At 33.0% G+C, this 21485-nt stretch carries 22 protein-coding genes; 9 read left to right on the top strand and 13 right to left on the bottom strand.

The window, feature by feature from the left end:
• Positions 1–34: 34 nt before the first annotated feature.
• The 3 genes from MK119_RS11285 to MK119_RS11275 all read left to right on the top strand — a co-directional run bounded on the left by MK119_RS11285 (position 35) and on the right by MK119_RS11275 (position 4527).
• The gene (locus MK119_RS11285; RefSeq protein WP_290678520.1) at positions 35–1963 is read left to right on the top strand and encodes a CocE/NonD family hydrolase; all 1929 of its coding nucleotides are present in this window, start codon (positions 35–37) and stop codon (positions 1961–1963) included.
• 503 nt (positions 1964–2466) lie between these two features.
• Entirely contained in the window at positions 2467–4131 is a 1665-nt protein-coding gene (locus tag MK119_RS11280) for an AraC family transcriptional regulator (protein ID WP_290678517.1), read from the top strand.
• Between the two features lie 102 nt (positions 4132–4233).
• Positions 4234–4527 carry a class I lanthipeptide gene (locus tag MK119_RS11275; RefSeq protein WP_290678514.1) on the top strand — a complete coding sequence of 98 codons (294 nt, stop codon included), beginning with the start codon at positions 4234–4236 and terminating at the stop codon, positions 4525–4527.
• 79 nt (positions 4528–4606) lie between these two features.
• On the opposite strand, the gene MK119_RS11270 is transcribed toward MK119_RS11275, so the two are convergent.
• The 8 genes from MK119_RS11270 to MK119_RS11235 all read right to left on the bottom strand — a co-directional run bounded on the left by MK119_RS11270 (position 4607) and on the right by MK119_RS11235 (position 12350).
• Complete coding sequence (locus MK119_RS11270; RefSeq protein WP_290678511.1) at positions 4607–4852, bottom strand: hypothetical protein; 246 nt, start codon at positions 4850–4852, stop codon at positions 4607–4609.
• A 503-nt stretch (positions 4853–5355) separates the two neighbouring features.
• Positions 5356–5754 (bottom strand): DoxX family protein, encoded by a 399-nt coding sequence (locus tag MK119_RS11265; protein WP_290678508.1) that lies wholly within the window; start codon positions 5752–5754, stop codon positions 5356–5358.
• 303 nt (positions 5755–6057) lie between these two features.
• On the bottom strand, positions 6058–7221 hold the full coding sequence (locus MK119_RS11260) for a sigma-54 dependent transcriptional regulator (protein WP_290678505.1): 1164 nt from the start codon (positions 7219–7221) through the stop codon (positions 6058–6060).
• Position 7222: 1 nt separating this feature from the next.
• A complete protein-coding gene (locus MK119_RS11255) occupies positions 7223–8056 on the bottom strand; it encodes a mechanosensitive ion channel domain-containing protein (protein ID WP_290678502.1) in 834 nt (277 codons plus the stop codon).
• A gap of 4 nt (positions 8057–8060) precedes the next feature.
• Complete coding sequence (locus MK119_RS11250; protein WP_290678500.1) at positions 8061–9380, bottom strand: ABC transporter permease; 1320 nt, start codon at positions 9378–9380, stop codon at positions 8061–8063.
• A gap of 2 nt (positions 9381–9382) precedes the next feature.
• Positions 9383–10312 carry an ABC transporter ATP-binding protein gene (locus MK119_RS11245; RefSeq protein ID WP_290678497.1) on the bottom strand — a complete coding sequence of 310 codons (930 nt, stop codon included), beginning with the start codon at positions 10310–10312 and terminating at the stop codon, positions 9383–9385.
• Between the two features lie 285 nt (positions 10313–10597).
• Positions 10598–11731 carry a molecular chaperone DnaJ gene (gene dnaJ / locus MK119_RS11240; protein WP_290678495.1) on the bottom strand — a complete coding sequence of 378 codons (1134 nt, stop codon included), beginning with the start codon at positions 11729–11731 and terminating at the stop codon, positions 10598–10600.
• Between the two features lie 55 nt (positions 11732–11786).
• Positions 11787–12350 carry a nucleotide exchange factor GrpE gene (locus MK119_RS11235; RefSeq protein WP_290678491.1) on the bottom strand — a complete coding sequence of 188 codons (564 nt, stop codon included), beginning with the start codon at positions 12348–12350 and terminating at the stop codon, positions 11787–11789.
• Between the two features lie 169 nt (positions 12351–12519).
• Between MK119_RS11235 and MK119_RS11230 the strand changes: the two genes are divergently transcribed.
• A complete protein-coding gene (locus tag MK119_RS11230; protein ID WP_290678488.1) occupies positions 12520–13176 on the top strand; it encodes a YceI family protein in 657 nt (218 codons plus the stop codon).
• A gap of 359 nt (positions 13177–13535) precedes the next feature.
• Here the strand turns inward: MK119_RS11230 and MK119_RS11225 are convergent, their stop codons facing one another.
• From MK119_RS11225 to MK119_RS11210, 4 genes are all read right to left on the bottom strand, one after another.
• A complete protein-coding gene (locus MK119_RS11225) occupies positions 13536–13805 on the bottom strand; it encodes a hypothetical protein (protein ID WP_290678485.1) in 270 nt (89 codons plus the stop codon).
• Between the two features lie 28 nt (positions 13806–13833).
• Complete coding sequence (locus tag MK119_RS11220) at positions 13834–14745, bottom strand: TIGR01777 family oxidoreductase (RefSeq protein WP_290678482.1); 912 nt, start codon at positions 14743–14745, stop codon at positions 13834–13836.
• A 77-nt stretch (positions 14746–14822) separates the two neighbouring features.
• On the bottom strand, positions 14823–15506 hold the full coding sequence (gene mnmD / locus MK119_RS11215; RefSeq protein WP_290678479.1) for a tRNA (5-methylaminomethyl-2-thiouridine)(34)-methyltransferase MnmD: 684 nt from the start codon (positions 15504–15506) through the stop codon (positions 14823–14825).
• Between the two features lie 2 nt (positions 15507–15508).
• Entirely contained in the window at positions 15509–15865 is a 357-nt protein-coding gene (locus MK119_RS11210) for a DUF4920 domain-containing protein (RefSeq protein WP_366512795.1), read from the bottom strand.
• Between the two features lie 290 nt (positions 15866–16155).
• Between MK119_RS11210 and MK119_RS11205 the strand changes: the two genes are divergently transcribed.
• Positions 16156–17220: a branched-chain amino acid aminotransferase gene (locus MK119_RS11205; protein WP_290678684.1), complete on the top strand. Its 1065-nt coding sequence runs from the start codon at positions 16156–16158 to the stop codon at positions 17218–17220.
• A 110-nt stretch (positions 17221–17330) separates the two neighbouring features.
• On the opposite strand, the gene MK119_RS11200 is transcribed toward MK119_RS11205, so the two are convergent.
• Positions 17331–17720 (bottom strand): nucleoside triphosphate pyrophosphohydrolase family protein, encoded by a 390-nt coding sequence (locus MK119_RS11200; protein WP_290678476.1) that lies wholly within the window; start codon positions 17718–17720, stop codon positions 17331–17333.
• Between the two features lie 140 nt (positions 17721–17860).
• On the opposite strand from MK119_RS11200, the gene MK119_RS11195 reads away from it, so the two are divergent.
• The 4 genes from MK119_RS11195 to MK119_RS11180 all read left to right on the top strand — a co-directional run bounded on the left by MK119_RS11195 (position 17861) and on the right by MK119_RS11180 (position 21412).
• A complete protein-coding gene (locus MK119_RS11195; RefSeq protein ID WP_290678473.1) occupies positions 17861–18052 on the top strand; it encodes a hypothetical protein in 192 nt (63 codons plus the stop codon).
• Positions 18053–18226: 174 nt separating this feature from the next.
• The gene (locus MK119_RS11190; RefSeq protein ID WP_290678470.1) at positions 18227–18841 is read left to right on the top strand and encodes a response regulator transcription factor; all 615 of its coding nucleotides are present in this window, start codon (positions 18227–18229) and stop codon (positions 18839–18841) included.
• 389 nt (positions 18842–19230) lie between these two features.
• Positions 19231–19647 (top strand): hypothetical protein, encoded by a 417-nt coding sequence (locus MK119_RS11185; RefSeq protein WP_290678467.1) that lies wholly within the window; start codon positions 19231–19233, stop codon positions 19645–19647.
• Positions 19648–19711: 64 nt separating this feature from the next.
• Entirely contained in the window at positions 19712–21412 is a 1701-nt protein-coding gene (locus tag MK119_RS11180) for a sensor histidine kinase (protein ID WP_290678463.1), read from the top strand.
• Positions 21413–21485: the final 73 nt, after the last annotated feature.

Here is a 21485-nt window from a genome sequence, read left to right as displayed (position 1 = left end):
CATCTGACAAAACTTAAAAAGTAAAAGATTACAGATGAAAACCTTTTTTAAAATTACTCTAGTATTTGCGTTTTTGCTGACCGCTTGTACTAAAACTTCTACCAAAAATAAAGACACAGCAAAAGTAGATGACACGTATGTGCAAGATAACTACGACAAACAAGAAGTTACGATAGAAATGCGTGACGGAATTAAGCTTCACACAACTATCTATTCTCCAAAAGATAAAAGTCAAAAATATCCAATTTTAATGATGCGTACACCGTATAGTTGCAGACCGTATGGAGAAGATAAATTCCGCAAAAAAATTGGACCAAATACACATTTGATGAAAGAAGGAAACATCATAGTATACCAAGATGTTCGTGGACGTTGGATGAGTGAAGGTATATATGACAACATGCGTGCGTACATTCCAAACAAAACAAATAACACGCAAGTTGACGAGTCATCAGATACTTATGATACGATTGATTGGCTAGTAAAAAATGTTGAAAATAATAATGGTAGAGTAGGAACCTGGGGAATTTCATATCCTGGTTATTACTCAACTTATTCTACAATTGACGCGCATCCAGCGTTAAAAGCAGCTTCACCGCAAGCGTGTATTGGTGATTTCTTTTTTGATGACTTCCATCATAATGGCGCCTTTTTATTAAGCTATTTTAGAGCCGTTTCTTTATTTGGAACGATGAAAGATGTTCCGAAAGATTCTGCTTGGTACAAATTACCGGATTTGGGAACAAAAGATCAATATCAGTTCTTTTTAGATGCAGGACCATTGAGTAATTTGAATAGCTATTTTGAATATGAAAAATTAGACAATGTAATTGTGTCAAAATCAGATCAAGTAGATGATGTTTTTTGGAAAGAAATCATTGATCACCCAAATTATGATAGTGTATGGAAGCCAAAAGGATTAATTCAGAATTTAAAAAACATAAAATCGTCTGTAGCGACCATGATTGTTGGTGGATTTTTTGATGCTGAAGATTTATATGGACCATTTGAGACGTATAAAACGATTGAAAAATACAATCCAAACAATTACAATACGATGGTTTTTGGACCATGGGATCATGGAAGATGGGCGAGTAGTAATGTCAAAAACTTTGTAGGGAACTATTACTTTGGAGATTCAATTTCTTTGAACTTTCAACGTGATATTGAAACAAAATTTTTCAATCATTTCTTAAAAGGTGACGGAAGTAAAAATTCAGGATTGCCAGAAGCCTATGTGTTTGACACAGGAAAGAAAGCTTGGAGTAGTTATAACAGTTGGCCGCCAGCAAATGTTGTGAAGCAAGATATGTATTTGAATGCTGATCAAGAATTATCGGGAAGCCAAAAAGGAAATTCGGAAGAAGTATTTGTGAGTGATTTGAAACGTCCTGTACCATATTCAGAAGATATCAAAACAGTGTTTACACCACGAAAATATATGACCGATGATCAACGATTTGCAGCACGTCGCCCAGACGTATTGATTTTTGAAACAGAAGTTTTGGAAGAAGATTTTACCCTGTCAGGAGACATTATGGCAAAGTTACAAGTCGCTACCACAGGAACTGATGCCGATTGGATAGTAAAAGTAGTAGACGTACATCCACATGATGCTAAAGAGCAAGAAGAAGGCATGCAAGATCATTTAGCCATGAGCAACTATCATTTAATGGTACGTAGTGAAGTGATGCGTGGACGGTTCCGTAACAGTTTTGAACATCCTGAACCATTTGTGCCTAATCAAAAAACGGCTGTAAATATCAAGTTGCAAGATGTATATCACACCTTTAAAAAAGGTCATAAAGTACAAATTCAAGTACAAAGCACGTGGTTTCCGCTCATCGACTTAAATCCGCAAACGTTTGTACCTAATATTTATAAAGCAAAGGAAGAAGATTTTAAAAATCAAACACATACCGTTTTCAACGATTCAAAAATTGAATTTTCAGTGTTGAAGTAATGTAAGATGTGCTTTGCTTTCACAACGAATCAAGCCACTATTCACAACGGTTTTCGGTTTTCGAAAACCGTTTTTTTATGACTATATTCGAACAGATTTTAACAAACGAGTATATTTCTATGACAAAAAAATATATTGATTTATCTATGTAAGAATCAAAGCTCGATTTCTCAAAAGATGTTTTGCAGATTTCATTTACTAGAAAACATATTGTAAATAATCGTGTCGAATTCACTTAATGTATTATCATGCTTGAACCTTTTCTAGTTTTAAAATAGTCTAAAAATTTGGTTGATTAATAATTCAGTAGATTTGTGAGATTCAGTACTGTATTGCAAAAATAATTTGGCCATTGCGGTTTAATCAATTAATCTGGCACCAATACTTAAAAATTATCGACAAAATATATGTTTATACATCCCTTCTCTAAATTTTCATCCAAATTTCTCTTGTATTGCTTTTTGGTATGCTCACTAACAAGTTTTTCTCAAGAAGGAGATTCTTTGACAGGATATTCACATAAAAAACTCAAATCATTATATCATAATCTTACATCTGAGGATACGATTTCTGCTCGTATTTATTTAGACAAAATGCTTTCAAATGCAACAAAAGTCAACAATAGTTATCATCTTTCAGAGACAAGTATATTATTAGCGTCATTAGAAAATCGTCAAGGAAATTATACTGCAGCTAAAAGTTATATTGAAAATGCAATTGCGCTATCTAAATCTATTAACAATGAGGATTTAACAGCGCAAGGCTTTTTTATGAATGGTAGAATAGGATACCATAATGGAGATTATGAAAATGCTGTTAAGGCATATGTAGAAGCTCTCAAATACTATCAAAAAATATCACACAAGCGAATGATGAGTGATATTTCCCATAATATAGCATTAATCAAAAGTGAGTTGGGAAATCAGGATGAAGCTTTGCAAATTTTATTAAAGAATTATCATGATTCCAAAGACGTTTCTAAAGAGATTAGAGACAAAGAATTCGGTTTGTATTTTTACACAAATACATTAATGACACTTAGTAATGTATACATTCGTAAAGCCGACAAAGCTAAGACCGATTCAAAAAAGCAACAATTATTAGATTCTGCATCTATTTATAATCTTCTCGGATATCACGAAACCTTAAAAGACAATGATATAATTGGGAATGTCTATTTTATAAATGGAGAAGGAATGATTCGTTATGAAAAAGGACTATTTGATGAAGCTATAGAAAAATTAAGGACAGCTATCGAAAAAATCAAAAAGTTAAACCATCCTAGTTTATTAACCTCTGCATATTATTATAAAGGACTTAGTCATAGAAAATTGAATCAAACAGATATTGCAATTACACATCTAAAAAAAATAGATTCTATCTCAAAAAAGAATAATATTAATTATCCAACCTTACAAGGCACGTATTATACTTTGGCACAAATTTATAAAGAACATCAAGATTCCGTAAATATCTTAAAGTATCAAAACTTATACATTGAAAACGATCGTATAAACGAACATATTAATGAAACTGTTCGACAAGAAATTCACAAGAAGTATGATATAGCTCTTTTAAATTCAGAAATAGAAACACTAACAAATACTTCTAAAAAAGACAAAAATAGATATACAAAAGCTATTGTTATCATTTTCATACTCATTACATCGTTCACTATATTTTTCTTGTTTTACAAAAAACAACAGCGAAAAAATAAATTGGCTTTTGAGAAGTTAATGCAGCAATTAGAAAGCAAGAAAACAGAAGTAGCCTCAAAGTCAAATACTTCTAAAGGTATTACGATAGACAATGAAAAATTAGCTCAAATCATAGAAGAATTAGAGAGGTTTGAAGAAAACAAGTTGTTCTTAGATAAGAGTTGTGATTTGTCCTTCGTCGCTAAACAAGTAAAAACTAATAAGGCTTATTTGTCAAAAGTGATCCATTCTCACAAACAACAAAAATTTGTAGATTACATACGAGGACTCCGAATCAATTATGCATTACAAAGATTAAAAGATGATAAAGTGTTTAGATCCTATGATATTAAATCAATCGCAGAAGAATCAGGGTTTAAGTCGTCTGATACTTTCTCAAGAGCCTTTGTGAAAAATACAGGAATTTATCCTTCGTATTACATTACGAGTATCAATAAAAAACAAGCATGATTTCTTAAGTACAATCGATAATTCGATAATTATCGATTGTATTTTTTTGTAATAACCAATTCTGGAGGTACTTTACTAACTTAACATTTAAAACCCTATTGCATGAAGAAACAACGAAAATTAAGTTTACAAAAGAGTAAGATTGCAAAGATCAACTATACTACCCTTCACAGAATAAAAGGAGGAACTATTACCGATTCTGACACTACGCCTACAGCTTACCATACCTGTAACACTACCCTCACTTCAGATGATTGTAATACTAATGATACGAATTGTAATACTAATGAGACTAGTTGTACTACCGTATCACATCAAACGACTACGCAACAAACGCGTGAGCAAGGAGGTAATTCGGTTATTACTTGTGGTATAGATCCTATAGATGGAATCTAATCATCTTAGTATCATAAAAAATAAAGCCTGCTATTTGAATAAATAACAGGCTTTAATTTTTTAACTCATTTTGGAAGGATTAACAAATTCCATTTCCAGGACAAGATATGGTTTGTGGACATGTTACTTGTGTAGCTGTTGTGCCTCCGCCGCCACATGTTCCATCAGCAGAAGGATTTGGACAATTTGCATCGTGTGTTGGACAACATATTCCTAAAGGTATGCAAGACTCTGTTTTAAAACCTCCATAAATTGAATTTTGTACTTCAAGACTAGAAATTGATGTTTTGTTCAGCTTTAAGCTTTTAAGATTCTTTTTTTTCATAATTATTAAATTTTAAAATTAGTAACTGCATCAAATCTATAAGGGAAAAATTGACAATACAACAAAAGACATCGATGATTATCGAATTATCGATTATGAATCATTCACATAAATCAAATTCTTTTTGAATCAATATATAAGCTTTCCATTTTTGATCTACTGTTGTTAAGTAATCTTGTTGCATTATTGGTAGTTTTAACAAGCAGTTAATAATGCCACATGCTCTTCTTTAAACAGGCTAATTTTCTGTAAATCCTCAATTAAAAAGTTCGACTTTGGAAACCTTGGGTTTAGAATTTTAGACCGCTTTCGCTGTTAGATGTTAGACATGTTGAACATGTTTTTGCAAGAAGTTTAGCGACGTGATAATCTGTTTCTTAAGTCTACGGCTTGTATATGATTAGTTAGAAATTAATCAAATACAAGCCGAATATAAAGTCTACAGGGATTTTAGTGAATAAAAGAGCCCCAACAATAAATTAAAAATGTTATTGGCAGTAGTTTTAATCCCATTTGTTAGAGGAAGAAACCGCGATTTTGCCACCACCTGTAAAGAATAAAGCAACGGCACCAAATAAGTATAATCCTAATAGTTCAACTCCCCATCCACCATGTTGATTCAACGTGAAAATATCACTTGAATGTACAAGGAACAAAGCAAATAATGCACCAAAAGCAAAAACTGCAGCCGCCAAACGTATCCTGAATCCAATAACGATTAGTAATGGGGCAACAATTTCTGTAACATAAACACCATATGCTAGAAAAGCGGGTAGTCCTTTGCTTTCTAACATTCCTTCTATAAATGATACTCCTTTCAATTTGGCAATCCCGTGTAATAACATTAAAGCCCCAATTGCAATACGAAGTATTAATAATCCTAAGTCTGTGTTTTTATTCATTTTCCTATTGTTTAGTTAGTTATTTGTTTTCAGATTAACGGCTAACGTATTTGAGTATCATTTTGTTGCGTTATGAACTGAAGATAACAAAAGAAAATGAACCAGAAGAAAACCTACAAGATTTTGACAAGTAGGCGAGCATAAGCAATTCGCGATACAAGTTGCTCATGTAGTATTTTTAATCCAGATTATGCCATTCATGATTACAATCATTTTTACGACAAGTATTCTTCTATGCGTATCAGATTCTTTTATAAGAACAAAAAAAAATCAGCTTTAAAAAGCTGATTTTTGTTGTTGTTTTTATTTCGAAGCAAATAATTTCACATCTTCTTCTGTGACTTCGTTTCCTCCGAGAATGATTAAACGTTCAATAACATTTCGCAATTCCCTAATATTTCCTGTCCAATCATATTCTTGTAGTAACTTTACGGCGTTGTCAGAGAACTTCTTAGGCGCGTTTCCTTGCTCGTTAGCAATCTTACTTGCAAAATGATTAATCAATGATGGAATGTCATCTCTACGATCGTTTAACGCAGGAACTTTGATTAAAATTACGGCCAATCTGTGATATAAATCTTCACGGAACTTTCCGTCTGCAATTTCTTTCTTCAAATCCTTATTCGTTGCCGCAATCACACGAACATTTACTTTAATATCTTTGTCGCTTCCCACACGTTGTACACGGCTTTCTTGTAAAGCACGCAATACTTTTGCTTGAGCAGACAAACTCATGTCGCCAATTTCATCTAAGAAAATAGTTCCGCCATTGGCAGCTTCAAATTTTCCAGCTCTATCTTTGTTTGCACTAGTAAACGCTCCTTTTACATGACCGAATAATTCACTTTCAATCAATTCACTAGGAATCGCTGCACAGTTTACTTCAATCATTGGGCCTTTGCTACGATCACTTTTTTGGTGTAACCAATGTGATACCAATTCTTTTCCTGTTCCGTTTGGTCCTGTAATTAAAACACGTGCATCAGTTGGCGCAACTTTTTCAATGATATCTTTAATCTGCTGAATAGCATCAGAAGTACCAATCATTTCATAGTTTTTGCTCACTTTCTTTTTTAATCGCTTGTTTTCAACAACCAATTCTTTTTTATCTAGTGCATTACGAACTGTATTTAGCAAACGATTTAAATCTGGCGGTTTTGAAATATAGTCAAACGCACCAATACGCATTGTATTTACGGCAGTATCTAAATCACCATGACCAGAAATCATGACAAAAGGAGTTTCAGGCTTAATCTTTTTGGCAGCTTCCAATACTTCCACACCATCCATTTTAGGCATTTTTATATCACAAAGAACCAAATCATAATCTTCTTTCTTTACCATTTCAATTCCAGCCAATCCGTCTTCAGCTTGTGACACTTCATAGGTATCGTTTTCTTCTGATAATATTTTTACCAATACTCTACGGATGGCAGATTCGTCTTCTATTACTAATATTTTAGGCATATTATTCTATTTTAGAATTATAAACATGAACATCTCGCTGCGGAAATGGGATGCTTATATTATTTTCATTAAATGTGTTGTACACTTTGTATCGCAATCTACTCTGTACTTGTGGCAAATGAAAGCTATCACCAACATAAAAATACAACTTGAATTTTAAAGAACTGTCACCAAAATCTTCAAAAAAGATTTGCGGTTTCGGATCATTCAAAATAGCAGGATCTTGCATTGCGATACCCAAAAGTAACGCTTTTACTAAATCAACATCCGTACCATACGCGACTCCGACACTAATAGATTCTCTAGTTCGTTCATCATTTTGAGTCCAATTGTGTAGTATTTCATTTAAAAACTTGTGATTAGGGATGACAAGAATTTTTTCATCATGTGTAATAGCTTTGGTCGTTCGCAGTCCTACTTGGGTAATTTTTCCAACCTTTTTGTCAATTTCAATGACATCATTCACCATCACAGTTTTATCAACCAGAATGAAAATTCCAGAAATAATATCCTGAAACAATTTCTGCATTCCAAGTCCAATACCTACAAATAAGGCAGTAGAAGCGGCTAGTAATGCCGTAATATGAATCCCTGAGGCATCCAGAGATGTGATGATAGCAATGGAAAAGATAAAATATTTTAAAAAGGTAAAGACTGTTTTAAAACGATTTTTACCATCTTCGTCCAATCTTTTGGTAACTCCAATTCGAGCAAACTTAAGAATAAAATGAGTCGCAATTAATACTATAACAAGTGTTACAACAACTTGAACAGTAATGGTAATTTCTCCATGTTTATATAGAACAACGTCTAAAAATTCCCATGTACCATCCATGATATTAATATTTCAACCATTTGAATATTTCCTTGTAGCTTGGTTTCTTTCCATACATCAAAATACCAACTCGGTAAATTTTTGATGCAAACCAAACGGTTCCAGCGAAGGTAATATACAAAATTACGATTGAAATGATTTGTTCTGTTATACCAACACCAAATGGAATTCGCATGAGCATTACCACAGGCGAAGTAAACGGTATGTATGAAAACACTGTAGCAACCGTTCCATGTGGATCTTCTAACACTGTGAATCCACCAACATATACTGCTAAAATTAATGGCATTAAAATTGGCATCATAAATTGTTGTGTGTCCGTTTCATTATCTACCGCAGCTCCAATGGCAGCGTATAAAGAACTGTACAATAAGTACCCTCCAATAAAGAAAATAAAGAATGCTATAATCAGATTCACTATTGGTAAGCTGCTAATTATATATGATATAAGTACTGAAAAGTCAATATCAGCTCCTTGTGCAATTAATTCTTGTTGTTGAGCGGTTTGCGCACCAAAAAAATCAAAACCGAAGAACAGGCTTAAAATCACAATAATAGTTCCTCCAAAAACAATCCACATTAAAAATTGTGTGATTCCTGCTAAAGATGTTCCAATGATTTTTCCCATCAATAACTGAATTGGTTTTACAGAAGAAATAATGATTTCAATAATACGATTGGTCTTTTCTTCAATGACACTACGCATGATCATATTTCCGTAAATGATGATAAACATAAAGAGCAAATAACCAGCCGCAAACCCAAATCCGAGTTTGGAATAATTAATGAGTTTTGAACTCTGTTCTCCCGAAAATGTTTCTTGTCCAATGGCGACTTGCATTTTAGACTTATTTACCAAACTGATGTCCACATTATTTTGTAGTAATACTTCTTGGGTAAGTTTTTCACTGAGTCTGCTTTCTAATTTTGAAATAAAACTCTGAGAAGGTGAATCTTCAGAATAAAATTTTATTTGTCTCGCAACCTCTTCATTAGAAGCCATATTTCGAATGTGTAACAATCCATACTGTTCCGCTTCTTGTACTTGCTTTTTAGCTTCTTCTAACGTAATTCCTTGAAGAAAATGATATTTTGTGTTTTCGTCTTTTTTGTCGGTTTCTGACAGGAATATTTGCGAAATCTTTCCAGTTTCATCTAAAATAGAAATCGTGCGTTGCTTGTTATTGTTCAATTGTGTCAAATACGCAATCAACATAATAAGTCCAATAAAAATCATAGGACTTACGAATGTCATTATGATAAACGATTTGTTTTTAACTTTCGTTAAATATTCTCTTTTGATAATTAGCGGTAAATGATTCATGTCTAATTATTATTTTCTACGGTTTGAATAAATATATCGTTAACACTAGGAATAACTTCCACAAAATGATTGACTTGTCCTTGCGAAGTTAAATACGAAAGTAAATCATTAGAAGTATCGCTGTTTTCGAGTTTGATGTTAAGTTTTAAATCGTCATTGATGGATTTAAAATCAGAATCTGTCAATTCAAATTTCTGATTAAGAGTTGCTCGTAGCTTTTGATTGTCCTCAGCACCAATTCCAACTTGAAAAGTATTGCTTTTGTATTGGCGTTTTACGTCCGTTAATTTTCCGTCTAATACTTTATTTGATTTGTGAATTAACGCAATATGATCGCAGAGTTCTTCTACTGATTCCATTCTGTGTGTAGAAAAGATTACTGTAGCGCCTTCATCGCGTAGTTGTAAAATCTCATCTTTGATTCTGTTGGCATTAATTGGATCGAATCCACTAAACGGTTCGTCAAAAATTAATAGCTTCGGTTGATGCAAAACGGTTACGACAAACTGTATTTTTTGTGCCATACCTTTTGATAATTCTTGAATCTTCTTGTTCCACCAATCAGAAATCTCAAATTTTTCAAACCAATATTTCAAACGCATTTTTGCTTCCGATTTACTCAAGCCTTTTAATTGTGCTAAATACAAGGCTTGTTCGCCAACTTTCATTGATTTGTACAAACCGCGTTCCTCTGGCATATAGCCAATATCTTTTATATGAAATTGTTGAAGTGCTTCGCCATCGAGTAGTACTTGACCTTCATCTGGCGCGGTAATTTGATTGATAATTCGGATGAGTGATGTTTTTCCAGCTCCATTAGGACCAAGAAGTCCGAAGATACTTCCTTTTGGTACGTCAATAGAAACTTTGTTTAATGCGGTATACTCACCATATTTTTTTACGACGTCTTTCGCCTGAAGAATTGAACTCATGAAAAGTTTTTTTTGTAAGTAACGATCTTGTTTATTTTGTTACAAAATAATTATAAAAATTGATATGTTTTTGCAATTCCACTTTTCAGTGGTGTTTGAAAGTTTTTGATTTTGACTGTCCTTAATGAAAGGGTATTTTTATAAAATCTAAACCGTATATAAAACAAAACCCACCCTTAATGTGATCAAGGATGGGAAAAAATTGCTATGAAAAAGAAAAAATTACTAGCTGGTCTCAGCCAGTAACTTATCAAAGATAGTTTTTTTTTCGTAATACCAAAAGAATTACGAAAACATGTCTTTGACTTTTTCAAAAAATGATTTATCACTCTTCTCTGGATTTGGTACAAAATTGTCCTCTTTTGCCATTTTTTCAAAGAAGTTTTTCTGCTCTTTTGTCAATGTTTTTGGCGTCCAAACGTTGATGTGTACTAGCAAATCACCTTTTCCATATCCGTTGATACTTGGAATTCCTTTTCCGCGTAAGCGTAATATTTTTCCTGACTGAACTCCTGATTCTACTTTAATGCGAACTTTTCCAGTTACGGTATCAATTTCTTTAGAACTCCCTAAAGCGGCTTCAGAAAAGCTGATATAAAGGTCATAATGTAAATTATCACCTTCACGTTTTAAGAATTCGTGTTCTTTTTCTTCAATGACAACTAATAAATCTCCAGAAATTCCATTTCCAGGTGCTTCATTTCCTTTTCCAGAAACTTTTAATTGCATGCCTTCTACAACTCCAGCAGGAATTTTGATAGACACTGTTTCTTCCTCAGACTTCATTCCTTGTCCATCTGCTCCAGCAGGACGCTTATCAAGTACTTGTCCAGAACCATTACAGGTACTACAAGTCGTAGACGTTTGCATTCTTCCTAAAATCGTATTGGTGATGCGTGTCATTTGACCAGAACCATTACAAGTACCACAGGTTTTATACGTTACACCTGGCGCTTGTACTTTTCTGCGAACTTTTACTTTTTTCTCAACGCCATTCGCAATTTCTTCTAAGCTAAGTTTTAAACGAATTTTTAGGCTGCTTCCTTTTACGCGTCGTTGTCTTCCACCTCCGCCGAATCCACCTCCGAATCCGCCGCCGCCGCCAAATGCGCCTCCGAAAATATCACCAAACTGACTAAAAATGTCATCCATGTTCATTCCGCCACCGAAACCGCCGCCGCCAAAGCCGCCACCGTTTTCAAATGCCGCATGACCATATTGATCGTAACGTGCACGTTTGTTATCGTCGCTCAATACTTCATATGCTTCCGCTGCTTTTTTAAACATTTCTTCCGCATCTTTATCATCAGGGTTTTTGTCAGGATGATATTGAATGGCTTTTTTGCGGTAAGCTTTTTTAATTTCAGCTGCCGAAGCTCCTTTGCTTATGCCTAATATTTCGTAATAATCTTGTTTCATCTTTTTTCAACTTGTGTTAAAAGGTCGTTTTGTACTGAGACAACTCAAAAACGTTTTATTGTCCTACCACAACTTTTGGATAACGAATCACTTTGTCTCCTAATGTATATCCTTTTTCAACGACATCAATGATTTTTCCTTTCATGTCATCTGATGGTGCAGGAATTTGAGTAACTGCTTGATGGTCTTCTGCATCAAAAGTGTCACCAGCCGCTACTTGTACCTCTGCTAAACCTTTTGATTTTAGAGCTTCTCGTAGTTTCTTACTAATCAATTCGACCCCTTTTTTTAGCTCTTCTGCCTCCGTTTTGTTGATTTCAATCAAAGCTCTGTCAAAATCATCTAAGACTGGCAACATGGCAACAACAACATCTTTTCCTGCCGTTTTGAACAGTTCAACACGTTCTTTACTTGTTCTTTTCTTATAATTTTCAAATTCAGCAAATAGACGTAAAAATTTGTCTTTTTCTTTTGCTAATTCTTCTTGTAATTTTTCTTCTGCAGAAACTTCTTCTACTGTATTTTCAGCTGTTTCAGCCGTTTTTGCCTCTTCTTGTACAGCTTCTGCTTGTACTTCCGGCTGTTCTTTTTCTACGGTATTATCCTTTTTTTTGCTCATGGTATATGTCCAAAAAATATTATTGTTTGCTCTTTAGATGGCAAAAGTACTGCCATTTATGATAAAATGTCAAAATGTCACAAAAAATATTTTTTAACATTTCAGTCATGAAAATTCATCGGATTTGATAATTTTACGATTCGACTTTTAAATATTAAAATTATAATTTATGAAAAGAAAATTTGGATGCTTGATGGCCTTTATTGTTGTAAGCTTTTTGGCGGTTTCTTGTGGAGAAAAGAAGAATGAAACAAGAGCAGAAGATGCAAAAACAGAGCAGAAAATTACTTCAGAAGCAGTAAAGTATAAAGTGGATACTGAAAAAACAGTTGTGACTTGGAAAGGTTCAAAAGTAATTGGAGGAAGTCATGATGGAACTATGAAAGTATCAAAAGGTACTTTTGCCATGAAAGATGGGAAATTGGAAAGCGGAAATTTTCTAATTGATATTAATTCGTTAACTGTTTTAGATATTCCTGCGGATGATAATGGAAATGCAAGTTTGAAAAAGCATTTGTTATCAGATGATTTCTTTGATGCTGAAAAATATGGAAATGCGGCATTTTCAGTAACTGGTGTTAGTGAAAAAGAAGGGAAAACAATGATTGAAGGAAATTTAACATTGAAAGGTGTAAAGAAAAATATTTCTTTCCCAGCAAAAGTAAGTGTTGAAGGTGATAAAGCTATGATTATAAGTGAAGTGTTTACCATCAATCGTACAGATTTTGGAATGAAATATGGTTCTTCTTCGTTTACAGATACATTTAAAAATAAAGCAATTAGCGACGATGTAGAATTGTCTGTAAGTGTCGTAGCTACAAAGTAATAGGAAATACATATTTGTATAGATAAACCGACTTCGTGTCGGTTTTTTATGTTTTAACTAAAATCTCCTTTAGCCCATTTTTCTTGTAATTCCAAATATTTTTCTTTGGGTTTGCAGTTACGCCAATTAATATTATATTTTTGACAGACTTGTATGTGAAAGATAAGTCCGATGAGTGGATGAAGTACTAAAATAGTAGAGCCCAATGGTCAAACCAATGTGCTAAAACAGTAGATATACTCACATAAAAATGAATTTTCAAGGAATTTTCCATTTGGGACGCACATATTTTCCATTATTCAAATAGCCTAGCAACCAAATGAAGCTTTCAATAATTAGATATGTAATGGTAATGGTTTTCATGTTGCAAATGGGTTCCCCTTTGTACGTAATATATTAGTATAGTGATTACAAAGTTGATTGATTTCTTCAAAGTTTTCGGAGTAAAATAACTTAAAAACAGCTACTGTATCACAGCTAACACCTAGTACATAACCTGTTGGGAATTTTTTTAGTGTTACAGCAGATTCAGTAGCCTCATCTTCTTCCTTGGAAATTACAGGAAACGTTGTTTCATTTTTGGCTAGTTTGAATGCTTCAGCTTCAGTAATTTCTTTGATTGTACTCATATAAATATGCTTAAAGTGACTTTGTAGATTATTTTTTAAGTAAATCTTCCAAAGCAGGTTTTAAGTCAGGAAAATAGAATTGAAACCCTGTATTCTCTATTTTTTGTGAGTTTACTTGCTGACTTGAAAATAGCAGTGTACTCATTTCACCAAATAACATTTTCATCATGAACTTTGGAACATTAGGCATAAAGAATGGCTTTTTTAAGACACTAGCAATTTCTTTAGTAAGCACTTTGTTTGTTGCTGGATTTGGGCCGACAGCATTATATATTCCTGTTATTTTTTTTGTGAGTATATGAAGATACATGCGTGCCATGTCGTCAATATGAATCCATGACTGCCATTGTTTTCCTGAACCTACAGCTGCACCAACTCCATACTTTACAGGTTTTGCCATTTCGACTAAAGCACCACCTTTTTCAGAAAGAACGATGCCCGTTCTGAGAATGGTGACAGGAATTTCTAACGAATTGAATTGCTGGGCATGTAGTTCCCATTGTTTGACAACTTTGCCTAAAAAGTCATTGGATTCGACTTCCGCATTTTCGGTATATTTTTCGGTGAGCGAACTAGGGTAAATGGCAATTCCTGAAGCTGAAATATAATGTTTTATGGTATGATTTTTAATCGTACGAAGCGATTTGAATACTATATTTGCTGTATCTACGCGACTGCTTACAATTTCTTGTTTGTATGCTTCTGTCCAGCGTTTGGCAATGTTTGCTCCAGAAAGATTCACAATGGCATCAACACCTTCGAAACAAGTTTTATCGATTTCCCCTTTGGCAGGATTCCAATAAAAACCAGAGTAATTATCTGATTGTTGAATTTTATCTTTGCGCGTTGTTAGGTAATGCACCTTGTGATTTTGTTGTAAGCATAATTCACTTAAAGCTGAACCAATTAATCCTGTTGCACCACAGATAAGTATTCGCATAGTAATTGTTTTTCTTTTCTACAGTAAAAATACGGTAAAAAAGAATAGATTGAAGCAATGAGTCGTTATTTTGGAGATTAAATAGTATTTATTTTTGTAGCTCGAAGCATTTCTCGTTTCCCTGGCGGACCTGGAAGTCGCTCTACTGTAAAACCAACTTCTTGCATCGCTCGGCGTACACTTCCTTTGGCTGCATAGGTCACTAAAACACCATTATCTTGTAACGCATTATACATTTTTTGAAAGATATCAACTGTCCATAATTCTGGTTGAACACGTGCGCCAAAAGCATCAAAGTAAATAAGATTATAAATTTCTTGATCGTTGATTTGATCAAAAAATTGTTGTCTTTTGGTTAGCTGGAAATTTTCTGTAAGTGTAGTTTTTATTTCCCAATCAGAAGCATGCATGGTATTAAAAATGTCGGTTTCATCTTCTGCTTTGAGTTCACTTATGTAGTTTAACTGAGAAATTTCTGCGGAAGCGACAGGATAAGCTTCTACACCAATATAATTGATGAAAAATTGATGTTTCTTAGCTTCTAAAAAGGTCATAAAAGCATTCAATCCTGTACCAAATCCAATTTCTAGAATGTGAATTTGTTCAGGATTGAAAGTGTTTTTGGTATGCTGTAAGCCCGTTTTTATAAAAACGTGTTCAGCTTCTTGAATAGCACCATGAGTAGAATGATATTGTTCATTCCAATCTTCTAGATGAATTGTGGTAGATCCATCTCTAGTGGTGATAATCTTACGTTTCAAGTTTATTTTTTCAGTAATACACCATCGGCTACAAACGAAAGTGTCTTTTTTGGCTCAGTTATTTTTGCAATTTCTTCGGCTGATTTTCCGGCATCTTCTGCATAATGCTTTAATTCGTCTACAGAAGTTTCTTGAACAAATGCTTTACCATTTACAATAGCTTCACCTTTTGCGTCAAGTGGCACGAAGAATCCGTAATCTTTGAATTTTACCATGACTTCTTTTTCTTCTCCTAAGTCTAGACGCATCCAACATCCTTTTTTAGAACATACAGAGTTAATATTTGATTGGAATTTTACATTAAGAGTGGCACCTACTTTTAATCCGTTATATTTCTCATTGATTTGAGCTGCAGTCAATACATCTTCTGCATTGATTTTTTCACCAAAAGAAGCATACGCAATTTCAGGAGCTTTTGTTTCTTGTTGCTTTTCGGCTGCTTTTTCGTTTGTTTTGCGTCTTTACATCCAATTATAGCTGTTGCAGCTAATATTAAAAATACAATTTTCTTCATTTTTATTAAATATTTCTTAAAATTATTAATTCTTTGTTATGAATCTTTAATTTTACGAACTAAATTTTTGTTGAAAACTAAGATTTTTTTAAAGGTAAATATTTGTACCTTTGCACAAAATTAAGAATTTATATGATGAGTGACCTTTCTATTGATATAAAAATTTCCCAAGTTTCTGAGAGTAAAATCCAAAATGTTGATTTTGAAAATCTAGCGTTTGGAAAAGTTTTTACGGATCACATGTTTGTATGTGATTATGTAGATGGAATTTGGCAAACTCCAGAAATTCTTCCATACCAGCCACTCACTATTGATCCTTCGGCACGTGTTTTTCATTATGGACAAGCTGTTTTTGAAGGAATGAAGGCTTTTAAAGATGATGATGACAACATTTGGATGTTTCGTCCAGAAGATAATTTTGATCGTATTAATAAGTCTTCGCATCGTATGGCAATTCCTGAGTTTCCAAAAGAGTTCTTTTTTGAAGGCTTGACGACATTATTGAAAATGGAAAAGGATTGGATTCAGAAAGGAAAAGGAAATTCATTATATATTCGCCCGCTTGTCATTGCTACAGAACCAGCTATTTCTGCTTCACCTTCAAATAGTTATAAGTTTATGATTATTTGTTCACCTGCACAGTCGTATTATGCTGGAGAAGTAAAAGTATTGTTTGCAGAGAAGTTTAGTAGAGCTGCAGATGGAGGTGTCGGATATGCAAAAGCAGCTGGAAACTATGGCGCACAGTTTTATCCAACAAGTTTAGCACATGCTAAAGGATATCAGCAAATTATTTGGACTGACGCTAGTACGCATGAGTATTTGGAAGAAGCTGGAACGATGAATATTTTCTTTAGAGTAGGAGATACCTTGCTGACAGCGCCCAACAACGACCGTATTTTGGATGGAATTACGCGTAAGAGTGTGATTCAACTTGCAGAAGACAATGGGATTAATGTTGAGGTACGTCGTGTAAAAGTTGCTGAAATTAAAGAAGCAGCTCGCAACGGATCATTAAAAGAAATTTTTGGAGCAGGAACTGCAGCAGTGATAAATCCAATTGCAGGGTTTGAACATGCAGGTGATGAGTTTGATTTACCAAAAATGGAAGACTCTTATGCAACATTCTTCAAAGAAAAATTGATGAATATTCAATATAATATTTCTGAAGATCCACATGGTTGGAGATATGAGGTTTAGACTTGTTTAGATAATTAGACATCTTAGAAGGTTAGATTTTCTCTCTTCTTGGATTATTAGATATAAAAAAAGTGACTTCAATCGAAGTCACTTTTTTGTTTGTATGATACTTATTTGTCATTTAAAATTTTCGCAATGTCTGGTTTAAAATAATTTGGACCTTTCAAAACTTTTCCATCTTCACGGTAAATAGGTTTGCCATCTTCGCCAAGTTTGCTCATATTGCTACGTTGAATTTCTTCGAAAACTTCTAGAATTTTGTGTTGCATTCCGTGTTCTATGATGGTTCCACACAAAATATATAACATATCGCCTAAAGCATCAGCCACTTCTACTAAGTCATTGTTTTGTGCAGCTTCTAAATATTCTTCATTTTCTTCTTTCATAAGGTTGAAACGCAGCATGTTTCTATCTTCTCCTATGTCAGCAGTTGGTGTGTGTTTAATTCCTAAACCAAAAGCTTCATGAAATTCTGTAACGGCTTCTATTCTTCTTTTCAAATCGTATTATTTTAGATAATTATGATTTGAAATATACTTGATTATTTAGAGCGTTTTTTAGGGAAAGTTATTTTATTTTGAAACTTTTATTAACAAGTTATCCGCTTTAATTCGTAATTTTGCAGAAAATAATTTGCATTATGCCTTTTTCTACTGGTCAACTCATTTTTGCCGCTTTTTTTATTGTTGTTTTTGCCGCAGTTATGATTTATGCGTATCGCAAAGATCTTAAGCTTCACAAGCGTTATTACAAAGGAAGTTTGCTTGTTTTGTTAGTTTTTATTCTTTTCATTGCCACGATTGTAGTGATTAAGAAATTCATTGTCTCCTAAAATTTTTTTTAGTTTTTCTATTTGACATTTTTTTGTAAATTCAAGGAAAACTAACTACTAACCACCATAATATAAATACGTTTTATGCCGTTTTTAACGGCAATAGGATTCCCAAATCGTTAAAATTTATATTTGGCGCATATAGTTTGTTTGTAATTTTTAGAACCCTTACATATGATTACAGTAGCTATTGCAGAAGATCATCAAGCCTTGATTGATGGCATTATGTCGTATTTGGAATACGAAGAAGATATTACTATTGTCGGGCATGCTAACGATGGAGAAGCTTTACTCAAAATTGTTCGACGTAAACAGCCCAAAGTCGTTATTTGTGATATTCGTATGCCAAAAATGGATGGAATTGTAGCTACAAGTCATATTAAAAAGGAATTTCCACATATCAATGTATTGGCATTTACGATGTACGATCAAGATAAAGCTGTTGAGCAAATGTTAGCAGCGGGCGCGACAGGTTATATTTTAAAAAATTCACCGTTGAAAGTAGTCTTGGAAGCTATTCACACACTTGCAGAGAACAAAACGTACTATGATGCCAAGTTGAATATTGATCAGATTTCTAAAAACAGTTCGCAATCTATTTTGTCGAGACGCGAAAAGGAAATTCTGGCACTCATTGCACAGCGAAAGACTTCACAAGAAATTGCAGACTTACTATTTATTTCGAAATCTACGATAGATACACACCGAAAAAATATGATTCAGAAGCTCAACTTAAAAGGAGCTAATGAATTATTGGGCTATGCTATAGAGCAGAAATATGCTTTTTAGGAAGGTGATTTTTGCAGAATACCTATGTTTGGGTATGGATTAGTGGTTTGGAATTTTGGAGGTTTGAAAAATAATAAGTGAAAACAAATATCGAAAAAATATAAAACATAACTTTTGTTTTTGTTATTGAATACTTTAGTTAAATCAACATCTCAATTCTCAAAAAGAAAAAGAAATTAGATACTGAATCTAATTTGTAATAATTATGTATATGAGTAATAAAAATATTAAAAGATGCTGTAAAAATAGATACGTGTTAATTGTCGTGAAAAAGACAAAATGTCATTATTATCTGTAAAAAAATATAATTATATGAGAATAAATATTTAATTTGACATCAATTATACTATTTACAAAAGATTAAAACAAAACTTAATAAACATAAAATTATGAGTAGAGAAATTACAATTTCCCCAAAGTTAATAACAAAAGAATACCCACTATTTGAGGGTGAAAAATTTCAAATCTATGCAATTTTCAATAAATGGTGCGGAATTGATGGTAGAAAAGTTATGGAAGTTGAATTTAGACTCTATCCATTAGATAAATTTATGATAAGAGATGTTCATTTTTGTGCAGGAAAAGATCAACTAAGAATTAGTGTTGTTAATAAAATTGCAGATAATCCTTTTATAAAGGAATTTGGGGAAGAATCTGAATTCTATATAAACGAAGGTAAAAAAGAAGACGTTCTAATAATATATTTTGATGAAGGCGAGAAGTATGAGGATTATAAATGTGATTTTATCCCGGGCTCAAATAATAAGCCAAAACGTAAAAAAGGAAATATCTTGGTAGGTGGATAAAAATATACTCTTACACATCTCGAAAAAAATCATAATTCTAGTTAGTTTTTTTCTTACTGGTTTTTTGTTTGCTCAAAAAGTTGATTTTGATGACTTTTATTTGTTTTATGAAAGTGAAAACTTTAAAGAAAGTCTCCTAGAATTAAATAAAATAGATACTGCCAAAATTTCTAAGAATGATATGGCACATTGGTGCTTTTATTATGCAGATACTCAATCTAATTTAGATCAACAAGGTATTGCTCATAAATATATTTTAAAAGCAGAAAAAATATTTAATTCTTTAAATAAACTCTCAGATGTGATAGATTCTAAATTTTTGAGGTTAAGTATTATTTGTCATCAAAACTCGCTAGATTATGACCAGCAATCAGTTATAAATGACATCCTTTCTTATGCAGAAAAGAATAATGACTCTATTAGGTTAATGAAAATTTACTTTCAGATAGGGCACACGTTTGTGGATAACGATAACAAAGAAAAAGCTAATTATTACTACCGTACAATTTTAAAAAAAACTAAAAAAAGTATAGATACAGCACAAGCCTATATGAATATCGGAAGTGTATTTTCTACAATAGAACCAACCAATCAAGATTCAGCACTTTATTATGCAAAAAAGGCAGTTCCTATCTTAATAAAAGAAAATAATTTAGAAAGTCTGACCGCTGATTATAATAATCAAGCAGAAGCATATTATTATAAGAAAAAATATAGAAAAGCAATTCAATACCTTTTAAAAGCAGACTCTATAAATATTAATAAGAATGACAAGAAAACTAGAGTTATTCTCTATGAAAATCTAGCAAAAAATTATGATAGTATTGGTGATTATGAATTCGCAACATATTACTACAGAGATTGGATTAAATTAGCAGATTCTATAAACGATTTAGAACAAGATATCGCTATAGCTAAAGAACGAGAACGCTATCAAAATGCTGAATTAAGAGCAGAAAATCTTGAAGAAAAAGCTAATACATCTAAAAAAAACACACAGCTAATCATCTCCCTCTCCATCCTAGCGCTAGTCATCATTTCCGCATACCTACTCCAAAAAAATACGCGCAAAAAACAACTTTTAGCTGAACAAGCCAAAGATCTAGAAGTACAAAAAGTAGCTAATCTACTTAAAGAGCAAGAACTTGCTAGTATTGATGCTATGATTGAAGGTCAAGAAAAAGAACGCAAACGGATCGCAGAAGATTTACATGACGATTTAGGTGCGTTGATGGCAACCATTAATCTACATTTAGAAAATGTAGGTTCTAAAAACAGTCCAAATGCATTGGATAAAACAAAAACATTACTCAACGAAGCGTATGAAAAAATACGCAACATGTCACATGTCAAAAATGCAGGAGTCATTGCCAATGAAGGCTTATTGCGCGCCATACAAAATATGACATCAAAGATCAGTAGCGCTAACAAAATAGATATTGAAGTCATAGCACCAGAATTGAAAAACCGATTGGAAAACTCGCTTGAATTGTCCTTATTCAGAACGATTCAAGAATTATTGACCAATATTATCAAACACGCAGAAGCAACCAAAGCTACGATTCAGTTAACACAGTTCAATGAAAGTTTAAATATCATCGTAGAAGACAATGGAAAAGGCTTAGAAACTAGTAAAATCAAAGAGAACGGAATTGGATTGAGCAATATCAAAAAACGGATTACGCATTTAGATGGAACACTTTCAATTGATAGCACGCTTGGACGTGGAACTACAATTTTAATTGATATTCCACTGAAATCATAACTGCTGTAAACACAAAAATACCTACAAATGTGTATTTTTTGTATTACAAAAAAGCGCTACATTTACATAAGTA

The organism is Kordia sp. (assembly GCF_022447245.1).
Lineage (GTDB): Bacteria > Bacteroidota > Bacteroidia > Flavobacteriales > Flavobacteriaceae > Kordia.
The sequence above is the reverse complement of the archived record's forward strand: the minus strand, read 5'-3'. Positions and strand labels throughout refer to the sequence as shown.

What these genes read in the sequence shown, in the direction of transcription:
- MK119_RS11285 (WP_290678520.1), top strand. Translation starts at nt 35, where the DNA reads ATGAAAACCTTTTTTAAAATTACTCTAGTATTTGCGTTTTTGCTGACC.
- MK119_RS11275 (WP_290678514.1), top strand. Translation starts at nt 4,234, where the DNA reads ATGAAGAAACAACGAAAATTAAGTTTACAAAAGAGTAAGATTGCAAAG.
- MK119_RS11270 (WP_290678511.1), bottom strand. Translation starts at nt 4,852, where the DNA reads ATGAAAAAAAAGAATCTTAAAAGCTTAAAGCTGAACAAAACATCAATT.
- MK119_RS11265 (WP_290678508.1), bottom strand. Translation starts at nt 5,754, where the DNA reads ATGAATAAAAACACAGACTTAGGATTATTAATACTTCGTATTGCAATT.
- MK119_RS11260 (WP_290678505.1), bottom strand. Translation starts at nt 7,221, where the DNA reads ATGCCTAAAATATTAGTAATAGAAGACGAATCTGCCATCCGTAGAGTA.
- MK119_RS11255 (WP_290678502.1), bottom strand. Translation starts at nt 8,056, where the DNA reads ATGGATGGTACATGGGAATTTTTAGACGTTGTTCTATATAAACATGGA.
- MK119_RS11250 (WP_290678500.1), bottom strand. Translation starts at nt 9,380, where the DNA reads ATGAATCATTTACCGCTAATTATCAAAAGAGAATATTTAACGAAAGTT.
- MK119_RS11245 (WP_290678497.1), bottom strand. Translation starts at nt 10,312, where the DNA reads ATGAGTTCAATTCTTCAGGCGAAAGACGTCGTAAAAAAATATGGTGAG.
- dnaJ (WP_290678495.1), bottom strand. Translation starts at nt 11,731, where the DNA reads ATGAAACAAGATTATTACGAAATATTAGGCATAAGCAAAGGAGCTTCG.
- MK119_RS11235 (WP_290678491.1), bottom strand. Translation starts at nt 12,350, where the DNA reads ATGAGCAAAAAAAAGGATAATACCGTAGAAAAAGAACAGCCGGAAGTA.
- MK119_RS11230 (WP_290678488.1), top strand. Translation starts at nt 12,520, where the DNA reads ATGAAAAGAAAATTTGGATGCTTGATGGCCTTTATTGTTGTAAGCTTT.
- MK119_RS11225 (WP_290678485.1), bottom strand. Translation starts at nt 13,805, where the DNA reads ATGAGTACAATCAAAGAAATTACTGAAGCTGAAGCATTCAAACTAGCC.
- MK119_RS11220 (WP_290678482.1), bottom strand. Translation starts at nt 14,745, where the DNA reads ATGCGAATACTTATCTGTGGTGCAACAGGATTAATTGGTTCAGCTTTA.
- MK119_RS11205 (WP_290678684.1), top strand. Translation starts at nt 16,156, where the DNA reads ATGAGTGACCTTTCTATTGATATAAAAATTTCCCAAGTTTCTGAGAGT.
- MK119_RS11195 (WP_290678473.1), top strand. Translation starts at nt 17,861, where the DNA reads ATGCCTTTTTCTACTGGTCAACTCATTTTTGCCGCTTTTTTTATTGTT.
- MK119_RS11190 (WP_290678470.1), top strand. Translation starts at nt 18,227, where the DNA reads ATGATTACAGTAGCTATTGCAGAAGATCATCAAGCCTTGATTGATGGC.
- MK119_RS11185 (WP_290678467.1), top strand. Translation starts at nt 19,231, where the DNA reads ATGAGTAGAGAAATTACAATTTCCCCAAAGTTAATAACAAAAGAATAC.